The sequence below is a fragment of the Cysteiniphilum sp. QT6929 genome (assembly GCF_030035755.1).
Classification (GTDB): domain Bacteria; phylum Pseudomonadota; class Gammaproteobacteria; order Francisellales; family Francisellaceae; genus Caedibacter; species Caedibacter litoralis.
In genome coordinates this window covers 1,958,043-1,983,437 of sequence record NZ_CP103983.1, presented here as the reverse complement: position 1 = coordinate 1,983,437, position 25,395 = coordinate 1,958,043, and the positions used below count along the sequence as shown (strand labels likewise).

Sequence of the window (25,395 nt, the reverse complement as noted above, 5' to 3'; positions counted from 1 at the left end):
CCTTGTTTTATATAACCGTTGAACATTTAGATTTCTTAGAATATTTAGTTATTAATTAATACACCGCCCACGAAAACTTTATAATCTAAGGTGCTGATATCCAGCAATAGATTCTTCGGTGTAGCAAAAAGAGAACTCCCATAAACACCACTATCAGCCATTGCCCAAGCATCTGAGTTTTTTTCCACCTCAGTCATAGGTTCTGTTAATAAGTCTTTCAACGTGCTAATAAACATTTGATCATTCATAATAGTCATGCCATAAATACTCCCCACGTCAGCTGGTGTATTTACTAAAGTTACATTAATATCATTACATTGATTATGACTTGGTGTTACCTTACTCAAATCCATCTTAAACATTCTTCCGTAGCTTAAAATATAAAGATTACTCATATTTTTGTAAGCTATTACTTTATAAATATCCCCATCCCCACTCAGATATGTTAGTCCTTCAGTTCCATGAAATACACAATTGCTCACTTGAACGTTATTTACTGTCACTGTTATTGAACCATTAAGATCTTTAACGATAGCAACCTTCTCAACGGGATCTTCTGCTGTAATATTAACTTTTTCAACAGGCGCTTGAGGAAAAGCAGTGTTTGAATCATCACGAACAACCTTATATGCCGATTTAACATTTGTTGCCGCTCTAGATAAACTATGCTTAGAGCTCTGGTATACATATGTGCCAAGGTCTGCTGCCGATATCGTGCTAAATCCACACTGATTTGAGGACAGATCAAAGTTATCATCATCTAAAATTTTATAAAAACCACCCCCAAGCAGAGACTCAATAAAGCTTATCTCCTTTCCAGACGCACCATAACGGCATATGAAATTATTCTTCCTAGTTACTAATGCCAAAGCTACATCATCATCGTTAATACTTTCTAAGGCATAAGATTTAATACTATCATCAGGTATCTCGATAATTGAATTCCATGTTAAACCATTATCTTTAGAAACATATAATACATTCCCATTTACACCATATAGTGAACCTTTAAATGAGGTAATATTATCATATGCTAATAGGTACATTGGAATAGGCATCAACTCTTGATTGCTTGACACAACATATAGTTCATCATCTATAGCCATAATCGGTTTATAAAACTTAACAATTTGATCAAAACTTAATAAGCCCACCATATTGACAGTTTGCCAAGTTTTACCATTATCAGCTGACGACATTAACTTTAAAAACCGACTCTTTGAACCTTCGCTTATTGCTTTAGAAAAATCACCGCTTAAACCATATAGCACATTATTCATCTCCCCCAGTAACATAAACTGATCAGAAGGTATAGTGCTAGGCAAATTAATATCTTTGGCAGGAACAAGTGTTTGACTATCATTCATCTCATAGATTTTAGCAGAGATTTTGCTCAAATCCGGATAAAAAGCAACCACATTAAAATAAAGTCTACCCGCGATATAAACTATTCCATGAAATGCTCCATAATCTGCACCTATAAGTGTAGCAAAATTAATGCCAATATCCTGCCATGATTGCGCATTATCAGTAGAAATTAGTACACGTAAATTCTTTGAATTATAATCTTCATCTGCCAAAGTTAGATAAAATAAACCACCAAAAGAGTACATGCCAATATTTTTATAACTAATTTTTCCAGTATCAAGTACGTTTACTTTCCAACTTGTACCATTATTATCAGAACTTAAAATAATATCATCGTCGTCATTGGTACCAGAGCATGCAATAACCTGCCCATTGAAAGAACATTCACTAATATTCATACTAACCGACGTTGCCACACCGCTTTGTTGCCAGTGAAATCCACCATCATTTGAAGACCACAATGTCACTTGCGAACTCAAACCACCCGACTTGAGTAAGATATATAAATTATCCTGATCACCATAAGCAAAAACAATACTCTGCGAATCGTTTAGCGGCATCCCTGTTGTTGCATCAAGGTTAAGCCAATTTTGACCATTGTCATTTGATATTGATAATGAGTGTTTGGTATATGCATATAAACTATTATTAACAACAAAGCTACCTTCTGCAACTCCTGCTAGCTGTTGTGATAATGCTTGAGTTGAAACCATAGCATATGGGAAGTGTGAGAGCGATATAACCCCATTTGCCACCTGCCCTTTACCATCAGTAAAGCTTACTGTGTAGCTACTATCCTGGTAGCCTTTGGGATTTGCCCCAAAGCTAAGATCATAAACATACGTACATTCTTTCTTAGATGATACTTTATTATCATCGCAAGTACTTTTCTCTAAGTCCAATGTAAACGTTGCCGTTGCATCAGCTGCACTACCTTTTTGTACGCTCATTGTTGGTTGAGAGATATTAATGTCATCATTCGTGTCGTTATATAATGTATAGGTCAATGTATTTGTGCTATTTGCAGTCGCTGTTATGGTTGTATTCACAGGTGAAACAACTATATCTCCGGTTGTATGCTTGCCAGGGAGGGTGGAGGTAATCGCCTCTTTGATGTTCTTTGCTGTAACACTCACCATCTCTAGAGCATTAGGAACAGAATCAACATCTGCTATCAGAGTAATATTACAACTTGAATTCCCCATGAGTTCATCACCACAGTCATCTTGTATATGCACGCCATAAGCACTATTTGGCGCACTGACATTCAAACCATGCGCAGTAAATGCGGTTGTATTACTTAAAATGTACTTAATCTCTCCTCCTGGGACAAGTGCCGGACTATCATCAGGATCACCAGACTTCATTGCTTTTGCTAAGCGAGCTGTAACTTGATCTTTATTCATAACCAGGATCAACTGAGGCATTCCAAACTGCACATTTTGGCTTAACAACTCATCATCTTGGCTAACAACATGCACCACAACAGCTGTTCCATCAGTCAATGTTTCATCCCCCTTAAGCGAGAAATTACATGTAGCATTAGCCGCCAGTGTTTTGCCATTACAATTACTTCCATCTAACTGAACGCCTGCAGGCACCTCACGACCATCCAACGTAGTTACTGTAATATTTAAGTTTTTAGCAGGATCTGTACCATTATTGACAATATCAAATTCTCCAAGATCATTAAATGACAGTGCATTTTCTGACTGTGTAAAAGCAAGACTAACATCACTTTTGATCACTGTAATTGGAATATCAATCTCTTGTGCTGAAGACTTTATCACCAAGACATTTTTCTCGCCAACCTTAGCATCTATAACGTCAACTTCAACATCTACACTTTCACCTTTAACCAAAGAAATGCTAGGAGGTGTTACAACACTCATGTCATCACTTGCCACTTGTAAACTAATTGAAATATCATTTACATCAATATTACTTTGGTTTTGCAGATGCACTAACACTTTACCGTCTGCCTTAACGCTAACACTACTAATATCCGTTGTTAATGCTGTCGTGTTTGTTGATTTATCATTAGCTGAACCACCACAGGCACTTATTGCACCAGCAGTGCTCAGCGCCACAAACATATGCCGCCACCATTTATATATTTTGTTTTTTTGCATACTATAGCCCTTTTGTTTAATTAAAAATCAGGGCAATTATAGAACATTAGAACTTACATATTATGTATAAATGTGTAATCAATATTTATTTCACTTGTCAAACAGTTAATCCCACAAAGCTAAATCCATACACCACCCCTGCTTCCCAGAAATCCATGCTCAATTTTGCGAGAAATAATCACAATAATCGAAACTAATATAAGGTACACAAGCGCTGCAAATACATATGATTTAAAAAATTGGAAGTCAGATGACGCCAGCTCCTCAATCCGAGCAAAAAACCCTGTGAATTCGATCAAAAAAGCAACTGATGTATCCTTTAAGTTAGATATTACTTGATTGGTTAGTGCAGGAATTGATGTGCGCATTACCTGAGGTAGTACAATTAATTTAAAAACTTCAAGATCTGTAAACCCTTGTGCTTTAGCTGCTTTAAGCTCTGTATTATCTAAACCATTGTACGCTGTTTTTAGATATGCGGCATTATAGGCTCCAACATTAAGCGTAAAGCAAATAACTGCAACCGCAAAGGTTGAAAGGTGAAGATGATACTGCGGTAAACCATAATAAACTAAGAATAATATTACGATGAGCGGCGTACCAATAAAGAAAGAGATATAGCTATTTGTGAGCTTGCGAAGGATAATATTCTCTTTTAAAGAAAAGTATAAGATAAAAATGCCCATGATAAACCCAGTGACACTAATAATTGCCGCAAGTAACAGTGTATAACCTAAACCATTAAGAATTAGCGGAAGTTGATCTTGTAAATCAAGTAGAAAATTGATCATTTCACTCATGCTTACACCCTCTTATTACGGCGGAAAAAGTATGCAATATGCTCATTATTTTGACTTTGCGCCTCCAATTCATCTACATATCCACACGCTTTAACTTGACCATTTTCTAAATATGTCACTTTTTGCCCAAACTGACGTGCAAGCTCTAGGTCATGGGTAACACACAAAATAGTAATACCTTGTGCATTAAGTTTTGAAATAATCTGCCCAACTTCATAAGCCATAACTGGGTCTAGTGCCGAGGTTGGTTCATCAAAAAGCAAGATTTTAGGCTCCATTGCAAGCGCTCTTGCAATCGCCACTCGTTGTTGTTGCCCACCTGAAAGCTCATATGGAAAGTTTGCTGTATGTTTCAGCAGTCCAAGCCGTTCTAATTCAAAACAGGCTTTTTTTTCTGCTTCTTGTTTTGATAGTTTTTTAAGCATTCTTAAGGCTAATGTAATATTGTTGAGTGTATTAAGGTGTCTATACAATCCAAACTGTTGAAAGACAAAACCCATTTGTTGACGCAATTGATATATATCGACATCTTTATCTGTAATATTTTTCCCACAAAAGATAATCTCGCCAGAGGTTGGTTCAATCAGGCGATTAAGGCAATGCATCAATGTAGTCTTCCCAGAACCTGAAGCGCCCATGATAATTGCAAGCTGCCCACTTGTAACAGATAGATTTATACCATCTAAAATAACCTTGTCACCATAGCTTTTGTTTAAATTCCTAATTTCTATCATGGCGCATACTACCATTTATAAATGTTTAATTTGCATATGATTAAAACGTTTATTGACATATTGCATGCCAAATAAAAAGCATTTGTAAATTAAAAAATAAAATACACCAACAAGACTGTAAATTTCAATTGCATTAAGTGTTGTCGCGGTTAAAGCCATTGCTTGTTTCATAATATCCCCAACACCAATAGTATAAGAAAAAGGTGAATATTTTAGAACAGATGTAAATTCATTAATCATGCCAGGGAATGAAAGTCTTAGCACCTGAGGTAACTGAATATACAATACGATTTGATAGCTTTTCATCCCTTGCGCTTTAGCTACTTTAAGCTCAGCCTGATCAACAGATTCAAGCGCCCCCCTAAAAACCTCATAAAGATATGCCGCAGCAATCAAACCAAGACTTAAGTTAATGGCAATAAGTGGTGGCAGACTTAAATTCATAACGCTTGCCATACCAAAATATACCAAGAAAATCATGACCAATACAGGAATGGCACGAAATACATAACTAAATGCATTATACACACTCAGAAGTAGTTTACTTTGTATTGCAACTAAACTTGCCATCATAAATAGCGCCACACAAAAACCAGTAATACAACATGTGAGCGTAACAATAACTGTGGTCTCAACACCATAGAATAATAGACGTGCAATATGTAAAAAATCCATTTAAGCCTGAGCCTTCAACCATTTTTGCTCAAGCTGATCAATTTTTTTCTGCCCCATTTGTGTTAAAAATTTATTAAAATCTTGAGTTAAAGGTGACCCTTTCTTAAACGCAAATCCAAGTTGATCAATATCATTAAATGAATAACTAGATGTGATTGGCATATGAAGTTTATATTTGTAGTTATCAAACACAGGCTCTTCAATAAAGGCTAAATCCAAATTGCCATTTTTCAAATCAGTAATCGCTTCATTATACGTTGGGTAAAGTTTCACTCGACTTAATTGGTAGTATCCTTCAGGCTGAAGTTTATCCTTGATAAATGCACTATAAGCCATCCCCCTTGGGTAACCTAGTGAGTATTGCTTTATCTGACTCAAGTCCGTTATGTGTATATTTCGCTCAGAGAGACTAACTAAATGCCATGAGTTCAAAAAGTATGGCTGTGAAAAATCCATCACTTTTGCTCTTTCTGGAGTGATTGAAATGCCCGAGAATGCAACATCCGCTTGACCACTGGCAATAGCACCTAGCATCCCCTGCCAATCATATGCACGAATTTTCATTTGATAACCGCGGCTTTTACAATATGCAGTAAATAATTCCAAATCAATGCCTTGCAACTGACCATTTTGTTGAAAAAGCATTGGCGGTGAAGCCGGTGATACCGCAACTTGTATAATTTTATCTGTTATCTTTGTATCATTTGAGCCACATGCTGATAAAAATAAAGCACCCAAAATAATGCTCAGTTGAATTAGTCTTGAAATATATTTCATGTCTTTCCATCCTTTTTGTTAATATGCTTTTAAAAGTAACAAGCTAAAGCTCTGATAACTTATCAACAAATTTTATTAACTCTAAAGGTCACTTTAAAGCATGAAAGTATATTCATGATGCATAAATGTATAGTTAATATTTATTTTTCTTCTATAAGGGTGTCTCCGATGGAGCGACTTTCTCATTAAATATCCTACCGCAAGACTCACTTTATCTAGGAATTAAAATACCTTGATTACCAGCTTTCATAATCGAAAAGCCAGCTACATCCCCTAAGAAAAGATCACCACTTGTATCAGTATTGATCGATTGAACCATATTACTTTGCAACCCATCATCTGTTGTTTTAGAAGCCCATGTGTTACCTCCATCAGTAGAATAAATAACCCCGAAACTCCACGTTGCCACATAAATTGTGCCGTTTGCAATAACTGCCCCGGTAATGCTCAAACCAGATGTCCCTACGGGCAGACCAAGGTCACCAGCAGTTTTAGATATCCAGGTGTTACCTCCATTACTGGATATTAGCAATATTGGCTTGCTTGCATCTGAATCTTTCGACGTAAATATGACATTCTGACCACTTACAAATATAAGACTTCCGGCACCAAAATAGGTGGATGGAGAAGCTTTTTTCACCCAATTAGCACCGCCATCTATCGACGCCCAAAGTCCAAAATTACCGAGTACGTAAATATTATTACCCTCGCCGACAAGATCATATAATTGAGCACCTCCAAATGTCGCACTATCAGGCGCTGACCAAGTGGCACCATCATCATTTGATGTCACTAAACCATTGTACGTTGCGACAAAGACCTTGTTTCCTAATACATAAATACCCGATGCATGATTAATGATTGCAGAAGGTACTTGTCCCCAAGTTTGATAATTATCACGTGAGTAATTAATTACATTTCCTTTACTTACATCACTGTCTGCTACCACCAGGTATGTAGTATTAGTACCGGGATCTCTCCAAAAGCCTGGCACTTGCCTCCCAGCAAGCCCATCTTTAGCATTATATTCCTGCCAATTAACCCCGTCATCTTTAGAGACATAGAACCCTGTTGATCCGCCCGCATACAGTGTGCCATTAAGGTTTTTCATAAAATAGACTCGATTTCCATAAATGGCTGGTTCTGAGTTTTTAATTTTCCATGTATTGCCATTATCTGTTGATACAGCTAATCCACCACCAGTTCCAGCATATAGCACATTATCAACTTTTGAGATTGCTGAAGTAAAATCACTAGGTAAATTATTATTTGAACTATTCTCCAACGTCCAATTAGCACCACCATCATGTGACACAACAATACCATTATCTGAGGCAAAGAAAATATCATTACCATCAGCATAAATTCCATATATATCAGCATAAAACTGCAATTGTGGCAATATAGTGTTTTTCCAGGTATTACCATTATCAGTTGATATAGAAAACCCTTGACGTCCACCAACATAGATTTTGTTATCGTCAACATAAATTGATGAATTATTATCCAAGACCCCATCTGCCACTGTTTTGGTTGTCCAAGTTGTTCCGCCATCTGTTGAAAATGACACCCCTCCTGGACTGCGTGTTGTTAAATAAATCTCACCATTATTCTCTGTAACCATTCTCACATCATTACTTGTCAGACCGTCAGCTGTTGTTTTTGTTGTCCAAGTAGCGCCTTTATCTGTCGAAATGGCTAATCCTGCATTTGTCGCCAGATAAACATCATCACCTGACGCATAGACATAAGCCACTGCATTAGTTGGCAAACCGTCGGTTGTTGTTTTTGTCTGCCAAGTTTTACCGCCATCGTGAGATAAAGATAATCCAGCATTTGAAACATAAATATTATCACCTGATACAGCAACGTTACCTACTAAACTTGGAGAAGCAATTTGAGGTGCTGAAACTGTCTGCCAGGTATGTCCATTATCCTTTGAAATACTTAGACCGAATGTCGCAACATACATCACACCATTCTCAACGACAACATTGCCCGCTGCACCAGGAATTAAATAGGTCAAAGCAGCACTTGGAATAAAGCCACCTGTCGGATATACATCAACACCTAATAGTGTTCCCGTGCTATTGTTACCATTATTTTGTGTATTGCCATACACCAGTGAATAAAGCTTTTGTTCATGCGTTGTTGCATTGGGTGCCGTATAGGTATAATTATTGGTACAATAATCCTGACCTAACAAAATTGTACCACAATTATTATTAGCTGATGCGACTAAACTGCCATCATTTGGCAGTATACTCATAGCTAAATGATCAAGGCTTAATGAGCTATTATTTCTCGCCTTTAATGGAATCTCCATTGACTTACCACCATTAATCACTAAGCGATAACTATCAGACATTTGCAGCTGACTGGATGACGATGATCCCAACATTAACTGATTCACTTGATCGGCATTATTGGCTGAAATCTGAAGATCACCACTACCCGATGGATAGTTCTCCAAACTACCGTCAACGATAATGGTACAACTATCACCTCCATTTAATGTCATGCCATTAACGCAAGTACTGGCAGGATCTTGGCTAACGCCCGATAGTGCAGGAATGCTAAACTGCACATCAGTTGCAGGCACCACCGAGCTATTGCTAATCTGAATAGTTTTATGCATACCTGGCACGATCGTAATGTGTTGACTATCTAAGCTTAAAAATTGAGATTGTGCTTTGGTCATTTGCGATTTAAAGCCTGATAAGGCATCTTCTGGGTTAATCGACAATACCGGGCGCAATATTTGTAAACTTTTTGAAACTTCCGTTTGACTATTCACTACAACCTTAATATCAATCGCTTGATTGCTTGCAGCATCTGCAGCTTTAACATCAAAGGTGCAATTTTCTGAAGGTTTTAGAATAGCGCCAGAACACGTATTATTCATAATGGATGCTCCGATAGCCGCAATGTTTGTACCACTTTGATAGGCAGCGAGACTCAGACCTGAAACACCCTTATCAGCGCCTGTTAACTCAGGAACATCTTGAGCACTGTTGTTGGTTAACACATAATGCTTGATTCCACCACTACCCAACACCGAAGAGTCTGTGCTTAATGCCAGTTTAACCACCTCCGGCGGCTCCGCAATAACCTCTACTGGAATACTTAATTGATTAATCGAATCACTTGAACGTATCGTCAATGTCGCTTTACTACCGACAACAGCACTATTACTCGCGGTTAAAACAATCACCGCTGAAGCCCCCGGCGCTAATTGACTGGGAATATTTGACGCAGTCTTATCAATACTCACCCCATCACCTGCTTGCAGCTCAACAGCAAAGTCATCTGCCTGCTTGTTACCCACATTGGTAACGGTAATTTGCAAGCTATGAGATGTTTCAATATTAGCCTGTATTTGACTTGGCACTAAACTCGCTGTCGTGGTCACCGCACTTTTCTTATTGCCGTCATCCGAGTTACAGCCAAATAGCAACATACTAAATACGACCACTGGTACTAACTTTTTTATCTTCATACTAAAGTAAACCACCATAAACATTCTTAAGTGTAGTTTCTGTGCCTTCAGTACAAGCATAAAAATTATAAGTGTATGTAGCCCATAATCTCAAGCCATCATAATAAAATTTTTGTGGATTAGAATAACAGTTAGAATTGTCCATATCACATGTCATTGGGTACTCATCTTTTGTATCACTCCACTTAATTCCATCCTCGTGATCTGGTACTTCAATACCAACTTTAAATTTATCTCCATCGCTATAGGTATAACCTAATTCAACTGCGTGACCGAAATTTTCAGTACGAAAGCTACCTAATTTTTGATAGCTTGGACATTGTGATGTTACTGTTTTAATTCCCATATCCAAAGCATTTACATTACTTACTAATATAGATGATGTCACTAGTCCTATCAGGATTTTAGTGTTTGAATTCATAGTCACCTCTTCTTTTTATAGATTTTTAAATAACCGTTCCACATTATGAAACGAATACAACGCTAGAAGCGTTCTGTCACAGACTACACTTCCAGCAAAATAATTATTACGTTCGCGTAAAGGTTCAACTTTAAATCAATGCTTCTTGCGGTTTGCCTCGCGCGCTAGGACGGTTACTTCTGCGATTGACAAACCAGTGCTTGTGCCACTTTATCAACCTCTAAGCCCATTAAAAGGAAACTGCGAGCCGTTTAGTAGGCATCACACTCCCCGCGCTAAGTAACAATTCTAATTCAAAAAAACATGGCGGTTATGTATAAACATGTATTAATTATAAAACTGAACTTTCCCAAGTTTTGTTAAGCGGCAAGCCCAATAATCATTTGAATCCATGAATTTCTATGATTTTTTAGCTCAGATTCACCATTTTGACAAACCCTGAGTTTATTCTGACGCTTTATCAACAACTTTCGTGCCGCAGAAAAGGTGTATTGCGGCTTAGTGCCATTATGTGTTAGCTCATTGACTGCATCACTTGGAAGATGCATGACAGCGATCCAAATAATCGTAATGGCAAGCATGCACATATTCAAGTGGTTTATCACCGAATGCTCCAATCTTACTTGGGCTTTTTGGCTGCCGATGTCATGTTTGAGCTCTTTGAAACCAGACTCGATCTTCCACCGTGCGCTATAGTACTCCAATATCTGCGTTACGCTTAAGCTTAAGTCTGTTGTTGCTAAAGCAACGAAGTGATTTTTGTAATAGGCAAAGACAACTTTTATCGGGCATTTAAAAGCTTTAGACATGAAGTTTTTCTCGTAGACAAGCATGTCACGCTTTTTACCATAAACAAAGCTTGTGACTTTTTGGGCTTTAGCTTTATATTCATTTGCCAAATCCCTAACAGAACCTGCTTTGGCACCATATTTTGCAGGACGCCCACATGTTTTACCTTCGATAACCTCAGGAAAACCGTATAAAACACTGTTTTTGCGTAACATGGTGAGGATATGGACTCGATTACCTAGTTGATCTTTTAACGGGTTGTACAATTTACCATTACCAAACCATGAATCAGTCACAATAAGAATGGGGGATTTTGTCCAGGTGCTAAGCTTAAGAATCATTTGGCAGGCCAGTGTAATTTTACTGTTAAAACACTCAGCCGCTGCTTTGTTGCTAGAGTGATAAAATCGCGTCAACAATGGCAAAAATGCCCAACGGGTATGAATGAACTTTAAGAGCCCCAGTTGAACAAAGCACTGTGACCAAGGGTATTTACTTTGATTGTGCTTGGCTGCATGATCAAAGAAATGCTCACAACCAAATATTTCCTTACCGCTTTTAGGCGTGGTAGAGTCATCTAAGGCTATGATAAGGCGTCCATCAGTCAATGGTAATGGAATCAGTTTGAATATAGCTTTCCAAATCACATCCCAGTTAAAGCATTTACTTGCCATAAAGCGATAAAAGCGTGTTCTGCTAAGTGAGTAACCTATTATCTGAACGAGTTTACGATAAATTTGACTACTGATACCAGAACCGATAGGTATAATCATTGCTAAAATCACTGCACTAAAAAGCCGTCCTTTTTGAGTGCTTCTTTTAAAAAGTGCTTGCAAGTGATTAAGTAAAGGTTGTAAGGTATCCATCGATGAGTTGCTCCTGTTTTTTAGCAACCCTAAGATATAGGGATAAACTTTGGTCTGCAGCTCATCCATAGCAAATTCTTACAAAATTCGGGAAAGTTCAGTTATAAAAGTAGGCACTTTTTTAAATAGCCTAAGTTATATTCCCTAAACTGAATTTTCACCTTTAACGACAATCACATCACCATGACTCTTCTCATTTACTATGTTTTGGCTGACAAAATATATGTTCGCTAAATCATCTACCTGCATATCAAAATACGAAACAGAATGTGTTAATAGCGTTGCTAATTCGTCGCTATAATCGTCCCATATATGTGCTACTAAATCATAGCAATCGAAATACACACTGTTTTCCTGTGAAAACTCTGATTGCGGGGCAATATAAGCAAAGTATAAAACACCCTTTATTACCTTAAATCGGATTGAATCATCGTCATTATTGCCAGAATTATAGCCATAGAAAGTTGACAAATTTAAGGTTGAAATTTGATTAAATGCGCTTCCTGTATAATGATAGAAAGCAGCATAGTTTCCTGAAGATTCTGACCACACACCAATCGCGAGATATAAGCCTTCATGTTTGTCATAGCTTAAGTGAATATCATTAATATCTTCCGTAGACAATATGGGACTATCAGTTAATGACTGCCACGTTTTTGTATTGATAGTATATTTCTCAACTTGCACTCCATCAGAGTAACCATATGCAATATAAATATTATTATCACTATCAATTGCTAAACCAATTTTTGAGCCATTGCCAGCTTTAAACGGAGTGGTGATCAAGTCACTGCTTCCTGTCTTTGAGTTATATACATAAACATAAACTTTACCATCATAAGGCTGGGCATTGCTAAATGCTGCATATATTTGATCTTTATCTGGATTGGTTTTTAAAGTAATCACACCAGATGAAGTCAGTTGTTGCGTATCTTCAATTACTTTGATGTTTCCATTTACCGTATACTGCAAAATACTAGCATGACCATCATCCATTCTAAAATCTGAAATAGCGAAATAACGATTACCTTCGCTATCAGAAACTGCTGCATCAAAGTCGTCTGGCGTACCCGCTTGTTCAGATTCAGGTAAACTCATAAAAGACTGCCAATTTGTATGGCCTAAGTTAAGAGCATACCAATCAATACGACCATTTGGATTGCCATAGCTATTGATCAAAACTTCTGGCAGCTGTGTTGTTTGGTTAATATCTATCAAAGCGCCCTCAACATCCTTAGCAGCATTAGCATTAATCACCGCACTACCTAGCTTAGAAAAATTTATTCCTCGGCTTGTTTTGATGGTTATACTATCAACAACGTTATCATGATCAACTACAACTCCAAGTGTATGTGCCATACATACATCATCCTGAGCAACCTCTATATTAAAGGCCGCAGGCGTTGCATCTACCATGACTTGTTGTGTCTGTGGCGTAATCATAAGTCGAGTTGAGCAACTAGATTCATCAACTAGTGTTACTTGATGTATTTTGGAATCTGTTACAGAAACACCCTTATCTTGTACTGATTTTAACGCAACATCTAACTGATAATCATGCCCTACAACAAGGTGACCAGGGCTATCTGAAATGACAGCAGTAAAGTTCCTAGCCTCATTCTGTGATGACGAGCTACTACCACCTGAGCCACAGCCCAGCAATAGTATACTGACGACTATTAGTAATAAACCTTTAAATATAGATATAAAAAATTGCACAACCACCTCACAACTTATTTATTGCTTCGAATAAAGTGTTTCTAAACTTCGGAATGATTTTAAAATAAGAAAGTAATTAAAATATGTTTATATGTATTAAAATCATTTATTTGATAACTTTGTATTTGATGACTAAATTTATCTTGCAAAACAACCTACAAAGCGTTTAATTATCTTGCAAGGTGGTAACCCTATGGGGTAATACACAAAGTGACTTTAACTAATAAAATCACCTAATAATCAATAGGGTTGGCGGACAGGCAACACATACCCATTGTAAGTCTGATTCGCAGGTTGCACGCCACCAAAATTCATAGCAACGCTCCACACGGTGTCGCCTGAAAGGGAATTGTGTGTGCTACTCCAATATTCACCTCCCACAACATTACTGAAACCACTTAGATCTAACCAATGTGCTGGTGAAACTGTATCTGAATAATTCACAAGGGATTTCAACTCATTAATTGTTGGCAAGCGCCAGTCATCATATCCACATAATGTTAAATTAGTGGCGTAACTTGTTGCATTATTCCAGTCTTTCTGACCAAAAACACTACCATCTTTACCCCACATTAAACCCGTTAATTTATCATATAGAGCATCATTACAAGGAGTGTTGTCTGCCTTCTTAGCAGGCTCGAATCTTGGATTAGGCCATTGACCAGCCCCTCCATCGGTAGGATTTGTATTTTGAATAACAGCCCCTACACTAGCAAAACTATAATTTGAAAAACACATCAGAGCTCCTAAGCCAAGTAACAATAATTTTTTATTTATTTTATTTATTTTATTTATTTTATTTACTTTTTTCATTCTTATCTCCTGAATCTCATGACGGTATATTGGTAAATGTTCATAATGTGTCATCTATTTCTTTCACATCCTTTAAATAATCAAATCACCTAATAATCAATTGGCTCTACGCACAGGCAACACGTAGAAGTCGCTCGACTGATGGTAGCTTCCCACTATACCAGAATACATAACAACGCTCCACACTCTCCCGCCCCCGCCTCCAAAGGAATCAACTGTACTACTCCAATATGCACTGGAGTCAATCCAACGTGAACCGGTTTGAATATTACTAAAACCATTTACATTTAACCAATTTCCCAGTGAAACTGTATCTGAATAATTCAGAAGGGATACCAACTCATTAATTGTTGGTAAGCGCCAATCGGTATATCCACATAATGTTAAATTATTGGCATAACTTATTGCATCATTCCAGTTTTTCATGCCAGCAGCATTACCATCTTTAGCCCACATTAAACCCGTTAATTTATCATATAGAGCATCATCACAAGGAGAATTGTCTGCCTTCTTAGCAGACTCGAATCTTGGGGCAGGCCAAGCCCAACCATTTTCGGTAGCATTTGGCGCTAGATTGATTGGTGCAGTAGCTAATAACGCCCAAGAAGAACTGCCTAAATACACATCGCCACCCTCCGCGTAATGCAAGCTCAAGCCAATACTCTTAGTACCTTTGCTTCCTGGCGTGAGCGTCCCCTTCCAAGTACAGCTACTATTTGCTGCAATCGATGTGATCCCATTACAACTGCTATTTTCTTTATCTATCGTAAAATCTGGCGTTGAAAAAAAATAATTTGTAAAGCTTACCCCTGTCGCAACCAATGTCGTATTAGTATTAGTAAAGGTATAGGTAAATGGATAACTTACCCCTATGGCAGCATCCACTGGTATATCTTGCGTCTTGGTGCCTATGACAGCAACTGTGGTTGCTTGTGAACTACTAGTCAAAGACACATCGCCACCCTCCGCGTAATGCAAGATCGAAGCCATACTTTTATTACCTTCGCTGCCTGGCGTGAACGTCCCCTTCCAAGTACAGCTACTATTTGCCACAATCGATGTGATCCCACTACAACTGCTATTTTCTTTATCTATCGTAAAATCTGGCATTGCAAAATCATTTGTAAAGCTTACCCCTGTCGCAGCCCATGTCGTATTGGTATTAGTAAAGGTATAGGTAAATCGATAACTTACCCCTACGGCAGCATCCGCTGGTATATCCAGCGTCTTAGTAGCGGTTACTGCAACATTAGAAAAACTCACACTAGCAAGCGGCTCTCTCTGTAAATCTAACTTCAATTGACCAACCACACCATTTTCTCCCTTTATTAGAAAGTGGCAATTCTGCCCAGGATCAAGCTCATTAGTACACGTATTATCGGTAATTAAAACTGTATCAATCTGCTTATTATCTGTATCAGTAAAATATGGCTTATCAAAATATGCCGCCACGTTATTAGTATTAGTAACGGATATATAATTATTATGATCACTAAGCAAAGCCACTTCTGGGTCAAGGTTGACATCCAATCGTTGCTTTTTAAAGATAGCACTTTCAGGTCTACTAACTCCATCTGATAACTTGATCACAAAATGAAATTCTTCAGTATCTGCTGCTGCCTTTTTTAATGATGCCATTAATACGCAAGGCTTCCCAATAGCAACATTTTGACAGTTATTTGTAATCTCGATATTTGCATTAGATACAGTCTCAATAGAATAAGTCACCCCACTACTTTTAGAAGCAGAGGTCAAAGAACTTCCACTATTTGCCACCTCAACAAGTATATTGAACTCTTCACCCGCAGACTCTGAAACATCTATCGCCTCAGCATAGGTAACCTTGTAAACTTTTGATCCACTTACAGTTCCACCACCAGATTGATCAGAACCTCCGCCACAGCCCACAAGGGCAGACATTTGCAACAAAACTATCACAAGCTTTAATTTCCTCATTACTCTCACTATTATCTATCTCCATATTATTAATTCTTGCTTAACTTAACAGTCATCGCACTCCCCATGCTCAAAATTGAGTATAGCCCAATAAAAATACATGAATATGTTTAAATATGTAGAAAATATGTATTTTGCTATTTATAAATATTGATCATTAAATTCTCTTGCAAAACAACCTAAAAAGCTTTTAATTATGTTTAGAAGCAATAAAAAGATGTAAGGACTGCAGCCAATGACTTTAACCAATAGCCAAATCGCTTCGATTAAAAACATTCTGATTATTGATGATGACAAAGAGATCACCAAAAGCTTGATACAAACGCTTAAAGGTCGCTTTAATATTGATGCACTTGCCATTCATCACCCCAAAGAAGCCAGTGCGACACTAACTCAGAAAAAATTTGATGCTATTTTACTTGATTTAATGTTACCTGAAATAGATGGCATTGAAGTCTGTCGCCAAATTCGTACGATCACCAATACTCCGATTATCATGATTACTGCGTCACAGGAAGTTTCTGAGCGCATCTTAGCTTTTGATGCCGGTGTTGATGATTTTTTAGTGAAACCCTTTAGCACACTTGAGCTTATGGCGCGCATTAATGCCATCTATCGACGCATGGCGCAAGCTTCATCTGAGCTTAAAGATAAAATTTATCAGTTTGATCGTTGGCAGTTTGATACGCGCACATCATTACTAACAACGGCGACAGAGGAAGTGCAACTGTCAACGGCAGATGCAAATTTACTGATGGTTTTTCTTGAGCACCCACGGCGCATTTTGGAGCGTGAATTTCTACTGAATCAGACCAACACCAGCAAACGTGATATTTATGATCGTGCAATTGATGTCCGCGTTGGGTTATTACGCAAGAAAATCGAAGAAGACACCAAACAACCTAAACTTATCCAAACGCATCATGGGCGCGGTTATGTATTTAATGCCAATGTTATTAAAAAAGCGACCTGAGTTTCATTTCAATTACTGGAGTTACGCACTTTAGAAAAACTATGATTTTATAAACACCCCGTCAGCCTACGGCTGCCACCCCTCTTACAAAGAGGGGAATTAGGCAAAGGTTATTTTATATTCCCCTCTTTGCAAGAGGGGTGCCGAGCTTGTGAGGCGAGGTGTTGTAATAAAAAAGTGCGTAACTCAAGTCAATTAAAGAATCTTTGATTGATCATCTTGCTTTTTAGAGTCGAATCAACGACATTTTATAATTATTAATATCACGTATGGATCAACATGAAAAAATATCTGAACCTTCTCTGTATTTTTGCTTTTTTTTGTTTAAGTCTTATCTCAATTAGCTATCTCTTTATCAGTGCGTATCGCCAGATCAATGAAGATATTCATGCAGAACTACATCATAAAATTGCGTGGGAGATCGCTAAAATTGTCAAATATGGTGAAGATGAAGATCTTAAAAGCTTCATTCAAACCTTTGATAGTCAGCATTTCTCAGATATACAAATTCAACGCATCGAGCTTGAAATGGCTTTATCCACTGCTCCACAGTTTCACCCAGATTACACCATCAAAAATGCCCAAGATCTTGAGAACAAAATACTACAACATCAAAACAATACACATAAATTCTCAGTTTTTATTCACAAAGACCTGTGGCTTAATATCCATGCTGTCAAAAATTATCATTACTTTTTCTCTTTATTTACCGCTGAATTTGCAATTATCTTGTTGATTGTTATCTTACTGCTATTTGCTTGTTGGTTATTGCTGCGTTTATATCGATTAACTGAATTAAGTCAGCAGATGTTGATTGAACTAGGTCTTCCGCAAAATACTTCGATTTACTTTGGACTTATCTCTGGTCCCAAAGCATTATTTGAACAAATGAAATTGCGTATTCATAATCTAACACGCACACGCTCGCAATTGATGTCATCTATTTCGCATGATATCAAAACACCGTTAACACGCATGCGCTTTCGTTTAGAGCAGCTAGAGTTAAAAGGTGACACGGATGCGATTAAAAGCATGGCAGATATTGATCACATCAATGAGGTGGTACAAAGCTTCTTATCACTTTCTAACCTTCATTTACAACAGCGTAAGAAAATTGACCTAAATCTAATGCTACTAACACTACAAGACAACTACGCTGACATGGGGCATCGCATTGATTATACGGAAACACCTGAGAGCATCGTCTATGGTTCGGCACAAGTGTATAACCGCATTTTGACCAATATCCTTGATAATGCCTTTCGCTTTGCCGATAGAGTTGATATTAGCTTAACGCAAACCAAACAGCTTATTGAGCTGATCATTATTGATCATGGACAAGGTGTTGCTCATGACAAGTTAAACAAAATTACGCAATTAGGTTTCTCTGAGAATAACATCGATGCTAAAAAACACTATGGATTGGGTCTAGCGATTGTCCATGAACTAGTGAGTCTCACCGGCGGCACGATTATTTTTGAAAATGATCATATCCTTGGACTTCGAGTCACCATGACTTGGGCAAAATAAATTTCCCTTAGACCATGACCATCTTATTTTCTTCTTTCAAATAGCTTTTGGAGTGAATAAAAGCCATCACAATTAACAGCACACTGACCGTTCCGGTAATATATTCAGGTATTGCGATAAAGTTCTTTAGCCACATCGTCAGCGCCAAATAACCGATTGAATAATGCGCACCATGCTCTAAAAAAGGTAGATTATTTAGGGTGTTGCGCTTAACCATAAAAAGGGTTAATGAACGGACAAACATCGCACCAATCGCTAACCCCAAGAGAATAATGACAATATCATTACTCATCACAAGAGCCGCAAACAAGCCATCAAAGCTAAAAGATGCATCTAGCACCTCAAGATATAAAAAGCCAATAATGCCTGCTTTAACAAGCGATGATAATTGATTCACTTTAGTATTGATTACTGCTAAGCAATGACTCAATAAAATACCCAACACCAACGCAATGAGTACTGCAATTGATGCCTTATATATCCATACATAAACACTAAAGAAAATAACTCCAAAAATCACTGCAATAATTAGTGGGAGCGTGCCTGAGCGCTTATTAGCACATTTCTGCTCTAGCCAACTAAACCATAATACACGCTCTTCATCTGTGAATAGAAAATTTAAGAAAATCATCAATAAAAATCCACCACCAAATGCACTGATCAATGCGTAATTACTGGCTAAAACGTGTTGAAATTCTGCCGTATTATGCAGCGCTAATCTCAAGGTGTTTAAGAAAGACAGTTGCGCACTAACACTTACCAGTAACACCGGGACCAATAAGCGCACAACAAAGACCGCGACAAATATCCCCAACCACAAAAACATCTTTTGCCAAAATGGCGACATTTTTGTTAATACTTTGGCATTAACGACTGCATTATCAAAACTTAAAGACACTTCAAGCACTGCCAATAGCACGATCAAATATATGACATTAAGATAATGTATCGGTTGATAGATTACACCCAATACTAAACCTATAATCGTCACAAGGCTTGATCCAACAAAGAAACGTAAGTAATGCTGCATTTATATGTACTTAAGACTAGGCTAACATGCACTAATAGCACAACCATCTCCTAGCCCAGTCAGTTAAGGAAATAGTGTACTACCAGTCTTGCTAAACCTATGTGATTTCTCGACAATCAGTCGCATATGCCATGGCTTTGTTTACCAATTATGTTGACATATGCCTTGAATCAGACCCAAGAAGCTACTCCCTAGTAGAAGTCGGGACATTATAGCGTAGATATTATTTGTGTAAACAAGTTTTAAAAACTTAACAATTAGCTGTACTGACACCAACGTCTGTGAATGCCTTTTTAACATCTGCTGTCGAATAGTGAATATCTTTGGCAGCATTGACCACGCCACAAGCAGCCTGCTCAAAAGTCACTGAAGGCGTCCAATATTTGACGTTCGCCAACATCATTACATGAAATGCTTCTTTCACACCTTCAGCATATTGATTGGACAAGCCTTGCACTTGATTATCAGATGCCCATGTGCTTACCAATAAATAGAATGCTTTATTAAACACACCACTACCGGTATGAACGATATATGATTGATTACCGTGTGCTTTCTTAAGCATTTGATTGTAACTGATCTTGCATGTCAGCGCCCCGTTAAGTGTCGGATCATAACAGTCAGCTGAAGCACCATCTTGTGATGGGTTGTTCATATAACGTAAAGCCACGCCATCACCTTTCATAATGGTTTCACCTAACCCCCAATCAATCTGCCCTTTTGGATCTTCTGGATAAAACTTCACATAATTAATCTCGTTCTGGCTTAGTAAATAGGCTCTGACGGTTTGTCCTGCCATATCTGAAAATGCCTCATTTAAAGAACCTGATTGATTTGTATAAATCAGTCCTGAATGTTGCTCTGTAAAACCGTGGCTTACTTCGTGACCTGCCACATCTAGGGATACCAGAGGATAGAAATCACTGCCATCACCAAAGGTCATATTTTCACTATTCCAAAAAGCATTATCATAATTACTTCCATAATGAACACGCATCACAAGCTGCATCGGCTCATTATTTTCAGATAATGCATTAATGCCATACCAGTCTTTATACATATCAATAATAACATCACCAAAATATTGCGCGTCATTAATAGCAGAATATGCGCCATTAATCTCATCTTGTCCTGTATTTTTGCCACAGGTATAAGGGTAAGGCGTGGTCGTATAGTCATCCCACTTTTGTTGTAAATTAACGGTTCGCACGCGAGTATTTTCCATCGTGCACTTTGTTCCTTTTTTTGTCACATCCAAAGATGGCATCCCATCTTGACCATACCAATATTCTTGCACCTTTTCATTGCCTCCTGGTCCTGTATCCTCGAAATTTTGGATATTATCCCAGCTTGTCACTACTTGCCCTGTTTTCGCATCAACATAATAACGCATATCCTGTGGTTGATTATTTGCTTTTTGCGCGAAAAACTTAACCTGATAGATCAATTTTGGTTGTTGATTTTCAGTGATAATTTGTAGCTCAGCACTTGGGGCATTACCATTTAGATAATCCACCTGATAACCATTAGCATTTTCATTGTATACAGTTAAAGATTGGGCAATTGCCTGCTGTGCTGAGATACTTGGGTTTGTATCAACATTGAGATCTTTGACCACTTCACCATTAGCTTTCTCCTGATTGGCAGCTAATAACATATTATGTCCATTATTTTTAGCAATCGTAATCTGAGCGCCTACGACCTTGATCCCTTTATAATACTGCTGATAACGCTCATAATTAACACCAGCCATACTGGATTGAGATATTTGATTTAAAGTATTTGTTTGCGGTGCTGCCATAAGCATTACATGCGCGTTACTCACCGGTTCTATTTGATTTGTTTTCAAATGAAAACCCTGTAAATCATCAATCGGTGCATTGGTTAAATTAACCCTCTCTGCAGCATAAACTCCTGTTGCTAACACACTAAGAACTAATACAATACTCTTTTTAAACTTCATTCCTTTCTCCTTGTTATGACTATTTATCTCACAGCTTTTGGTTATCAATAAACATTGGGCAGCATATATTTATCACACTATTTTATTAGCAAAAAATGCTGATAAAACATGCCTAAATACATTACTTGCAAGCAAAAGAAACGATCCTTGCCTGTGTTTTAAATAAACTCTTCCCTTTATTACATGAAATAGCTTTGCTATGACGGTAGTATTTTTACCACAACATTTTGGGCAGGTAAATAGAATTATTAAAAATTTGTAACAAATTGTATATTCATGCTGATTAATACTAGATCAAACATACATTTTCCCAAGCTTTCAGAATTAACCACTCCCAATAAGCTGGTTCAATTTCTTATGGCAGAGTATAACCTTAAGCAAAAAGGCCTTGTAGACATCTTTGGCAATCAAGGAAATGTTTCTAAATTTCTAAATGGACATCGCCAGCTCTCCCTAAAGCAAGTAGCCAAACTAAGTAAGCGCTGATGCTTTTATCTCTTGGGATATAATATTAATAAGAGTGATTCAGTTCACTAAGGTTAATTGTCTAAATTTTTTTTTGCTAACTGAGATATAACGAATTTTCAGCTACTGGCACAAGCAAATAATGTAGTCTAAAATTTCGCATAATAACGTGATATGTATTGGAGTATACATAATGAAATATTAGCTGTGTAATCTAAATTTTCCTAACATGTAAGAATGATCAAATAGCAATACTCTCTGCACATTAATACCCACCTATTCTATGCAAAAGCGTTATTTACAAGATCGAACGATGTAAATAATCAATAGCGTGTTATCTTGTTGGAGGGTTAAGCAACTGCCGAAAGATAATCAGCAACCAATAGCGATGTAAATACAACATTGGCGACTCCTTTATCACAGGAATGTGCGCCGATCATAATCAGCATACGTTTATCTGCCAATTAAAGTTTTATAAAATTGCACTCTTGATTTAGATTAAGCTAAAAGGTTAAAAGGCACCTAGAAGTGGCCAATAGAGCGCCATTGCTAATGTAATAACAATAATCCCAGCTAATTTAAGCCCGACACCCCATGCCATTGCTTGATGAATTTTGACATGATCTGACTGCACAACGAGCGCCATTGCTGGCGTGCTCACTGGCAACATAAATGTCAACCCAGCACTTGTCGCAATCGCAATGGTCACCACACGTGGATCAATGCCATACTCCACCGCTAAAGCTAAACCAATCGGTAACAGAACAGCTACTGAAGCCGCATTACTCATAATTTCTGTTAATATCGCTGCCAATACCACAAGCAAGATGAGAACAACTAAAGGTGACTCAACGCCTAAGCGCATCATCATTTGCACCATCTCTGCGGCAGCCCCTGTGTTACGTAAAGCAACACTTAAAGCAATTGCACTACCATACATCAAGACAATGCCCCACTGCACATCTTTTTCAACTTCCTTCCAATTAGTAATACGTAGACTAAACGCGATAATCACACCCAAAAAGGCAATCCAATCCAGTCCCCAAGCCGTGCCATAACACACCCATAATAAAATCGTAAATAATACGACAATCAGTGTTAAGATCTCACGCTTTGTGATCTTGCCAATTTGCTTTTTATGTGCCATTAACGTCTCACGCGCTAATTGAATATTAGCGCCTGTATTATGTGCTGCGATCAAGACACAAACACTTGCTAATGACAACATAATAAGCACAATCGGAATCACCCAAATACTCCATTGAATAAAGCCAATATGACTAGCATGCGCAAATTGCGCATTATTGGCAAAGGTGTCTTGCAATATCCCTAAGGCTAATGGTGCACGCGCGCCACCTAATAGGGTAGCGGTCCCGCCGATCATCGCACCCCACGCCATTGCCATATAGGCAGCAAAGGCAAAGCGGCTTTTCTTTCTCACATTTGCCGCCGTTACAATTTCAAGCACAATAGGTAATAGCATTGCCGCTACCGCATGCTCACTAATAAAAAATGCCATAATACTTGCTAGCACAAAGATCGACATACATAGTCTTTTTGAGCCTGTACCAAACTTTGCAATAATCGTGATTGCAAAACGTTTGCTAAGTCCCGAGCGCATTACCGGACTTGCTAAAATAAAAGCACCCAAGACGAAAAAAATCGCTGAGTTACCAAAATAACTATAAACATCTTGTGAAAAGATATCGCCTGACATTGGTAGCAAAAACAACACAATAATGCCCGTTACTGCCAACGGGAAAATATTACTAATCCATAAAAAGGCAGCCACACAAAATACCGCAAACGCATGTTTTCCGGCTTCACTAAAATGTCCAACTGGCAGATAAAGTGCCACAAAATAAATCACAACAGCAGCTAAAACACACAAGAAAATACTTGGGATAGTGGGCAATTCCATTTCTTTTTGATGCATAGTTTGTTACTCATAAACCACTGTCTATAAACAGTAGTTGAGCAAGTGATTTTTTTCCAGCGCTTTTCAGGAATTTCTAATTGATCTAATCGTAGGGGCGTAGCGCATACGCCCCTTTACAATGTCTGTCTATCAGAAGATAAATTTCATCATTAAGCCAGCATCGACCGTATTATTCTCTGGCTCATACCACCCTTTCTGTGTAGCACCATCCGCTGTTTCAGAAGTTTGAATTTTCCAATATTTAATGTATGGTCCAATAAGCCATGCCCAACTTCCTTGATCACGACCCAAAAGCAAATAGCCATTAGCACCCCAGCCTTCGCGTTGTTGATTGGTAACTCCGCCATCAATACCAGAGTATTGTATCCCATGAATCAGTCCATCAAACTCAAGACGTGACTGAATAATCAGTTTATTCTTATGCCATGATATATCGGCACCTACTGGGATATAGAAATAATTTGAAATACGTAAATATCCCGCTGAATTGTTACTTGAATCATTATTCAGATAACGATAGCCCAAACCAATATATGGAGTGAGCTTCAACCCTGATTTTTGCCATGAAAAAACATAACCGACCTTCGGTGAAATACCCAAGATATAGCTATTATCATTATCCATCTGGAATGCCTGCCCATTAAGAAGACGCCCATCATATTTGCCATTGACAAAACCAAATTGTCCATCGACAATCAAGGTCACTTTATTGCGATCAATATACTGATAACTACCATCTAAACCAAAGCTTGGTCCTTTGATACTCATAAGCCCCGGTTCACGATAGCTATAGTATCCTGCCATTGGTGAGATTGAAAACAAAGAGCAACCCGCTTTATCAATACCACAAGTTGCATTGGCATTTATCGTTGTTAATAAAATCGCTGAAAAACCCACTATCCTTTTTATCATCGGCATTCTCCCTAATTAATGAACTTATATACCC

The 25,395-nt window shown here is 37.9% G+C and carries 17 protein-coding genes; 2 read left to right on the top strand and 15 right to left on the bottom strand.

Features of this window, described 5'->3' with window-relative positions; translation table 11 throughout:
* Positions 1 to 44: 44 nt before the first annotated feature.
* The 11 genes from NYP54_RS08605 to NYP54_RS08555 form a co-directional block, all read right to left on the bottom strand.
* A complete protein-coding gene (locus NYP54_RS08605; protein WP_283156160.1) occupies positions 45 to 3,464 on the bottom strand; it encodes a hypothetical protein in 3,420 nt (1,139 codons plus the stop codon).
* Positions 3,465 to 3,619: 155 nt separating this feature from the next.
* A complete protein-coding gene (locus tag NYP54_RS08600; RefSeq protein WP_283156159.1) occupies positions 3,620 to 4,300 on the bottom strand; it encodes an amino acid ABC transporter permease in 681 nt (226 codons plus the stop codon).
* 2 nt (positions 4,301 to 4,302) lie between these two features.
* Positions 4,303 to 5,034, bottom strand: coding sequence for an amino acid ABC transporter ATP-binding protein (locus NYP54_RS08595; RefSeq protein WP_283156158.1), 732 nt, complete (start codon positions 5,032 to 5,034; stop codon positions 4,303 to 4,305).
* A gap of 15 nt (positions 5,035 to 5,049) precedes the next feature.
* On the bottom strand, positions 5,050 to 5,709 hold the full coding sequence (locus tag NYP54_RS08590) for an ABC transporter permease subunit (protein ID WP_283156157.1): 660 nt from the start codon (positions 5,707 to 5,709) through the stop codon (positions 5,050 to 5,052).
* Positions 5,710 to 6,486, bottom strand: coding sequence for a transporter substrate-binding domain-containing protein (locus tag NYP54_RS08585; RefSeq protein ID WP_283156156.1), 777 nt, complete (start codon positions 6,484 to 6,486; stop codon positions 5,710 to 5,712).
* Positions 6,487 to 6,697: 211 nt separating this feature from the next.
* The gene (locus NYP54_RS08580) at positions 6,698 to 9,985 is read right to left on the bottom strand and encodes a hypothetical protein (protein WP_283156155.1); all 3,288 of its coding nucleotides are present in this window, start codon (positions 9,983 to 9,985) and stop codon (positions 6,698 to 6,700) included.
* Position 9,986: 1 nt separating this feature from the next.
* A complete protein-coding gene (locus NYP54_RS08575) occupies positions 9,987 to 10,406 on the bottom strand; it encodes a hypothetical protein (RefSeq protein WP_283156154.1) in 420 nt (139 codons plus the stop codon).
* A gap of 359 nt (positions 10,407 to 10,765) precedes the next feature.
* A complete protein-coding gene (locus tag NYP54_RS08570; protein WP_283156153.1) occupies positions 10,766 to 12,130 on the bottom strand; it encodes a transposase in 1,365 nt (454 codons plus the stop codon).
* Positions 12,131 to 12,205: 75 nt separating this feature from the next.
* The gene (locus tag NYP54_RS08565; protein WP_283156152.1) at positions 12,206 to 13,780 is read right to left on the bottom strand and encodes a hypothetical protein; all 1,575 of its coding nucleotides are present in this window, start codon (positions 13,778 to 13,780) and stop codon (positions 12,206 to 12,208) included.
* Positions 13,781 to 14,020: 240 nt separating this feature from the next.
* Complete coding sequence (locus NYP54_RS08560; RefSeq protein WP_283156151.1) at positions 14,021 to 14,593, bottom strand: DUF1566 domain-containing protein; 573 nt, start codon at positions 14,591 to 14,593, stop codon at positions 14,021 to 14,023.
* A gap of 96 nt (positions 14,594 to 14,689) precedes the next feature.
* Positions 14,690 to 16,513 carry a DUF1566 domain-containing protein gene (locus NYP54_RS08555; protein WP_283156150.1) on the bottom strand — a complete coding sequence of 608 codons (1,824 nt, stop codon included), beginning with the start codon at positions 16,511 to 16,513 and terminating at the stop codon, positions 14,690 to 14,692.
* Between the two features lie 271 nt (positions 16,514 to 16,784).
* Between NYP54_RS08555 and NYP54_RS08550 the strand changes: the two genes are divergently transcribed.
* Together NYP54_RS08550 and NYP54_RS08545 are read left to right on the top strand one after the other, a co-directional pair.
* Positions 16,785 to 17,522 (top strand): response regulator transcription factor, encoded by a 738-nt coding sequence (locus NYP54_RS08550; protein WP_283156149.1) that lies wholly within the window; start codon positions 16,785 to 16,787, stop codon positions 17,520 to 17,522.
* 279 nt (positions 17,523 to 17,801) lie between these two features.
* On the top strand, positions 17,802 to 19,052 hold the full coding sequence (locus NYP54_RS08545) for a HAMP domain-containing sensor histidine kinase (RefSeq protein ID WP_283156148.1): 1,251 nt from the start codon (positions 17,802 to 17,804) through the stop codon (positions 19,050 to 19,052).
* Between the two features lie 7 nt (positions 19,053 to 19,059).
* Here NYP54_RS08545 and NYP54_RS08540 read toward each other — a convergent pair whose 3' ends face one another.
* The 4 genes from NYP54_RS08540 to NYP54_RS08525 form a co-directional block, all read right to left on the bottom strand.
* Complete coding sequence (locus NYP54_RS08540) at positions 19,060 to 20,082, bottom strand: DUF475 domain-containing protein (RefSeq protein WP_283156147.1); 1,023 nt, start codon at positions 20,080 to 20,082, stop codon at positions 19,060 to 19,062.
* A 250-nt stretch (positions 20,083 to 20,332) separates the two neighbouring features.
* Complete coding sequence (locus NYP54_RS08535; protein WP_283156146.1) at positions 20,333 to 22,045, bottom strand: M4 family metallopeptidase; 1,713 nt, start codon at positions 22,043 to 22,045, stop codon at positions 20,333 to 20,335.
* A 976-nt stretch (positions 22,046 to 23,021) separates the two neighbouring features.
* Entirely contained in the window at positions 23,022 to 24,446 is a 1,425-nt protein-coding gene (locus tag NYP54_RS08530) for a DASS family sodium-coupled anion symporter (protein WP_283156145.1), read from the bottom strand.
* Positions 24,447 to 24,578: 132 nt separating this feature from the next.
* Positions 24,579 to 25,361, bottom strand: a complete 783-nt coding sequence (locus tag NYP54_RS08525; protein WP_283156144.1) for a hypothetical protein — start codon at positions 25,359 to 25,361, stop codon at positions 24,579 to 24,581.
* Positions 25,362 to 25,395: the final 34 nt, after the last annotated feature.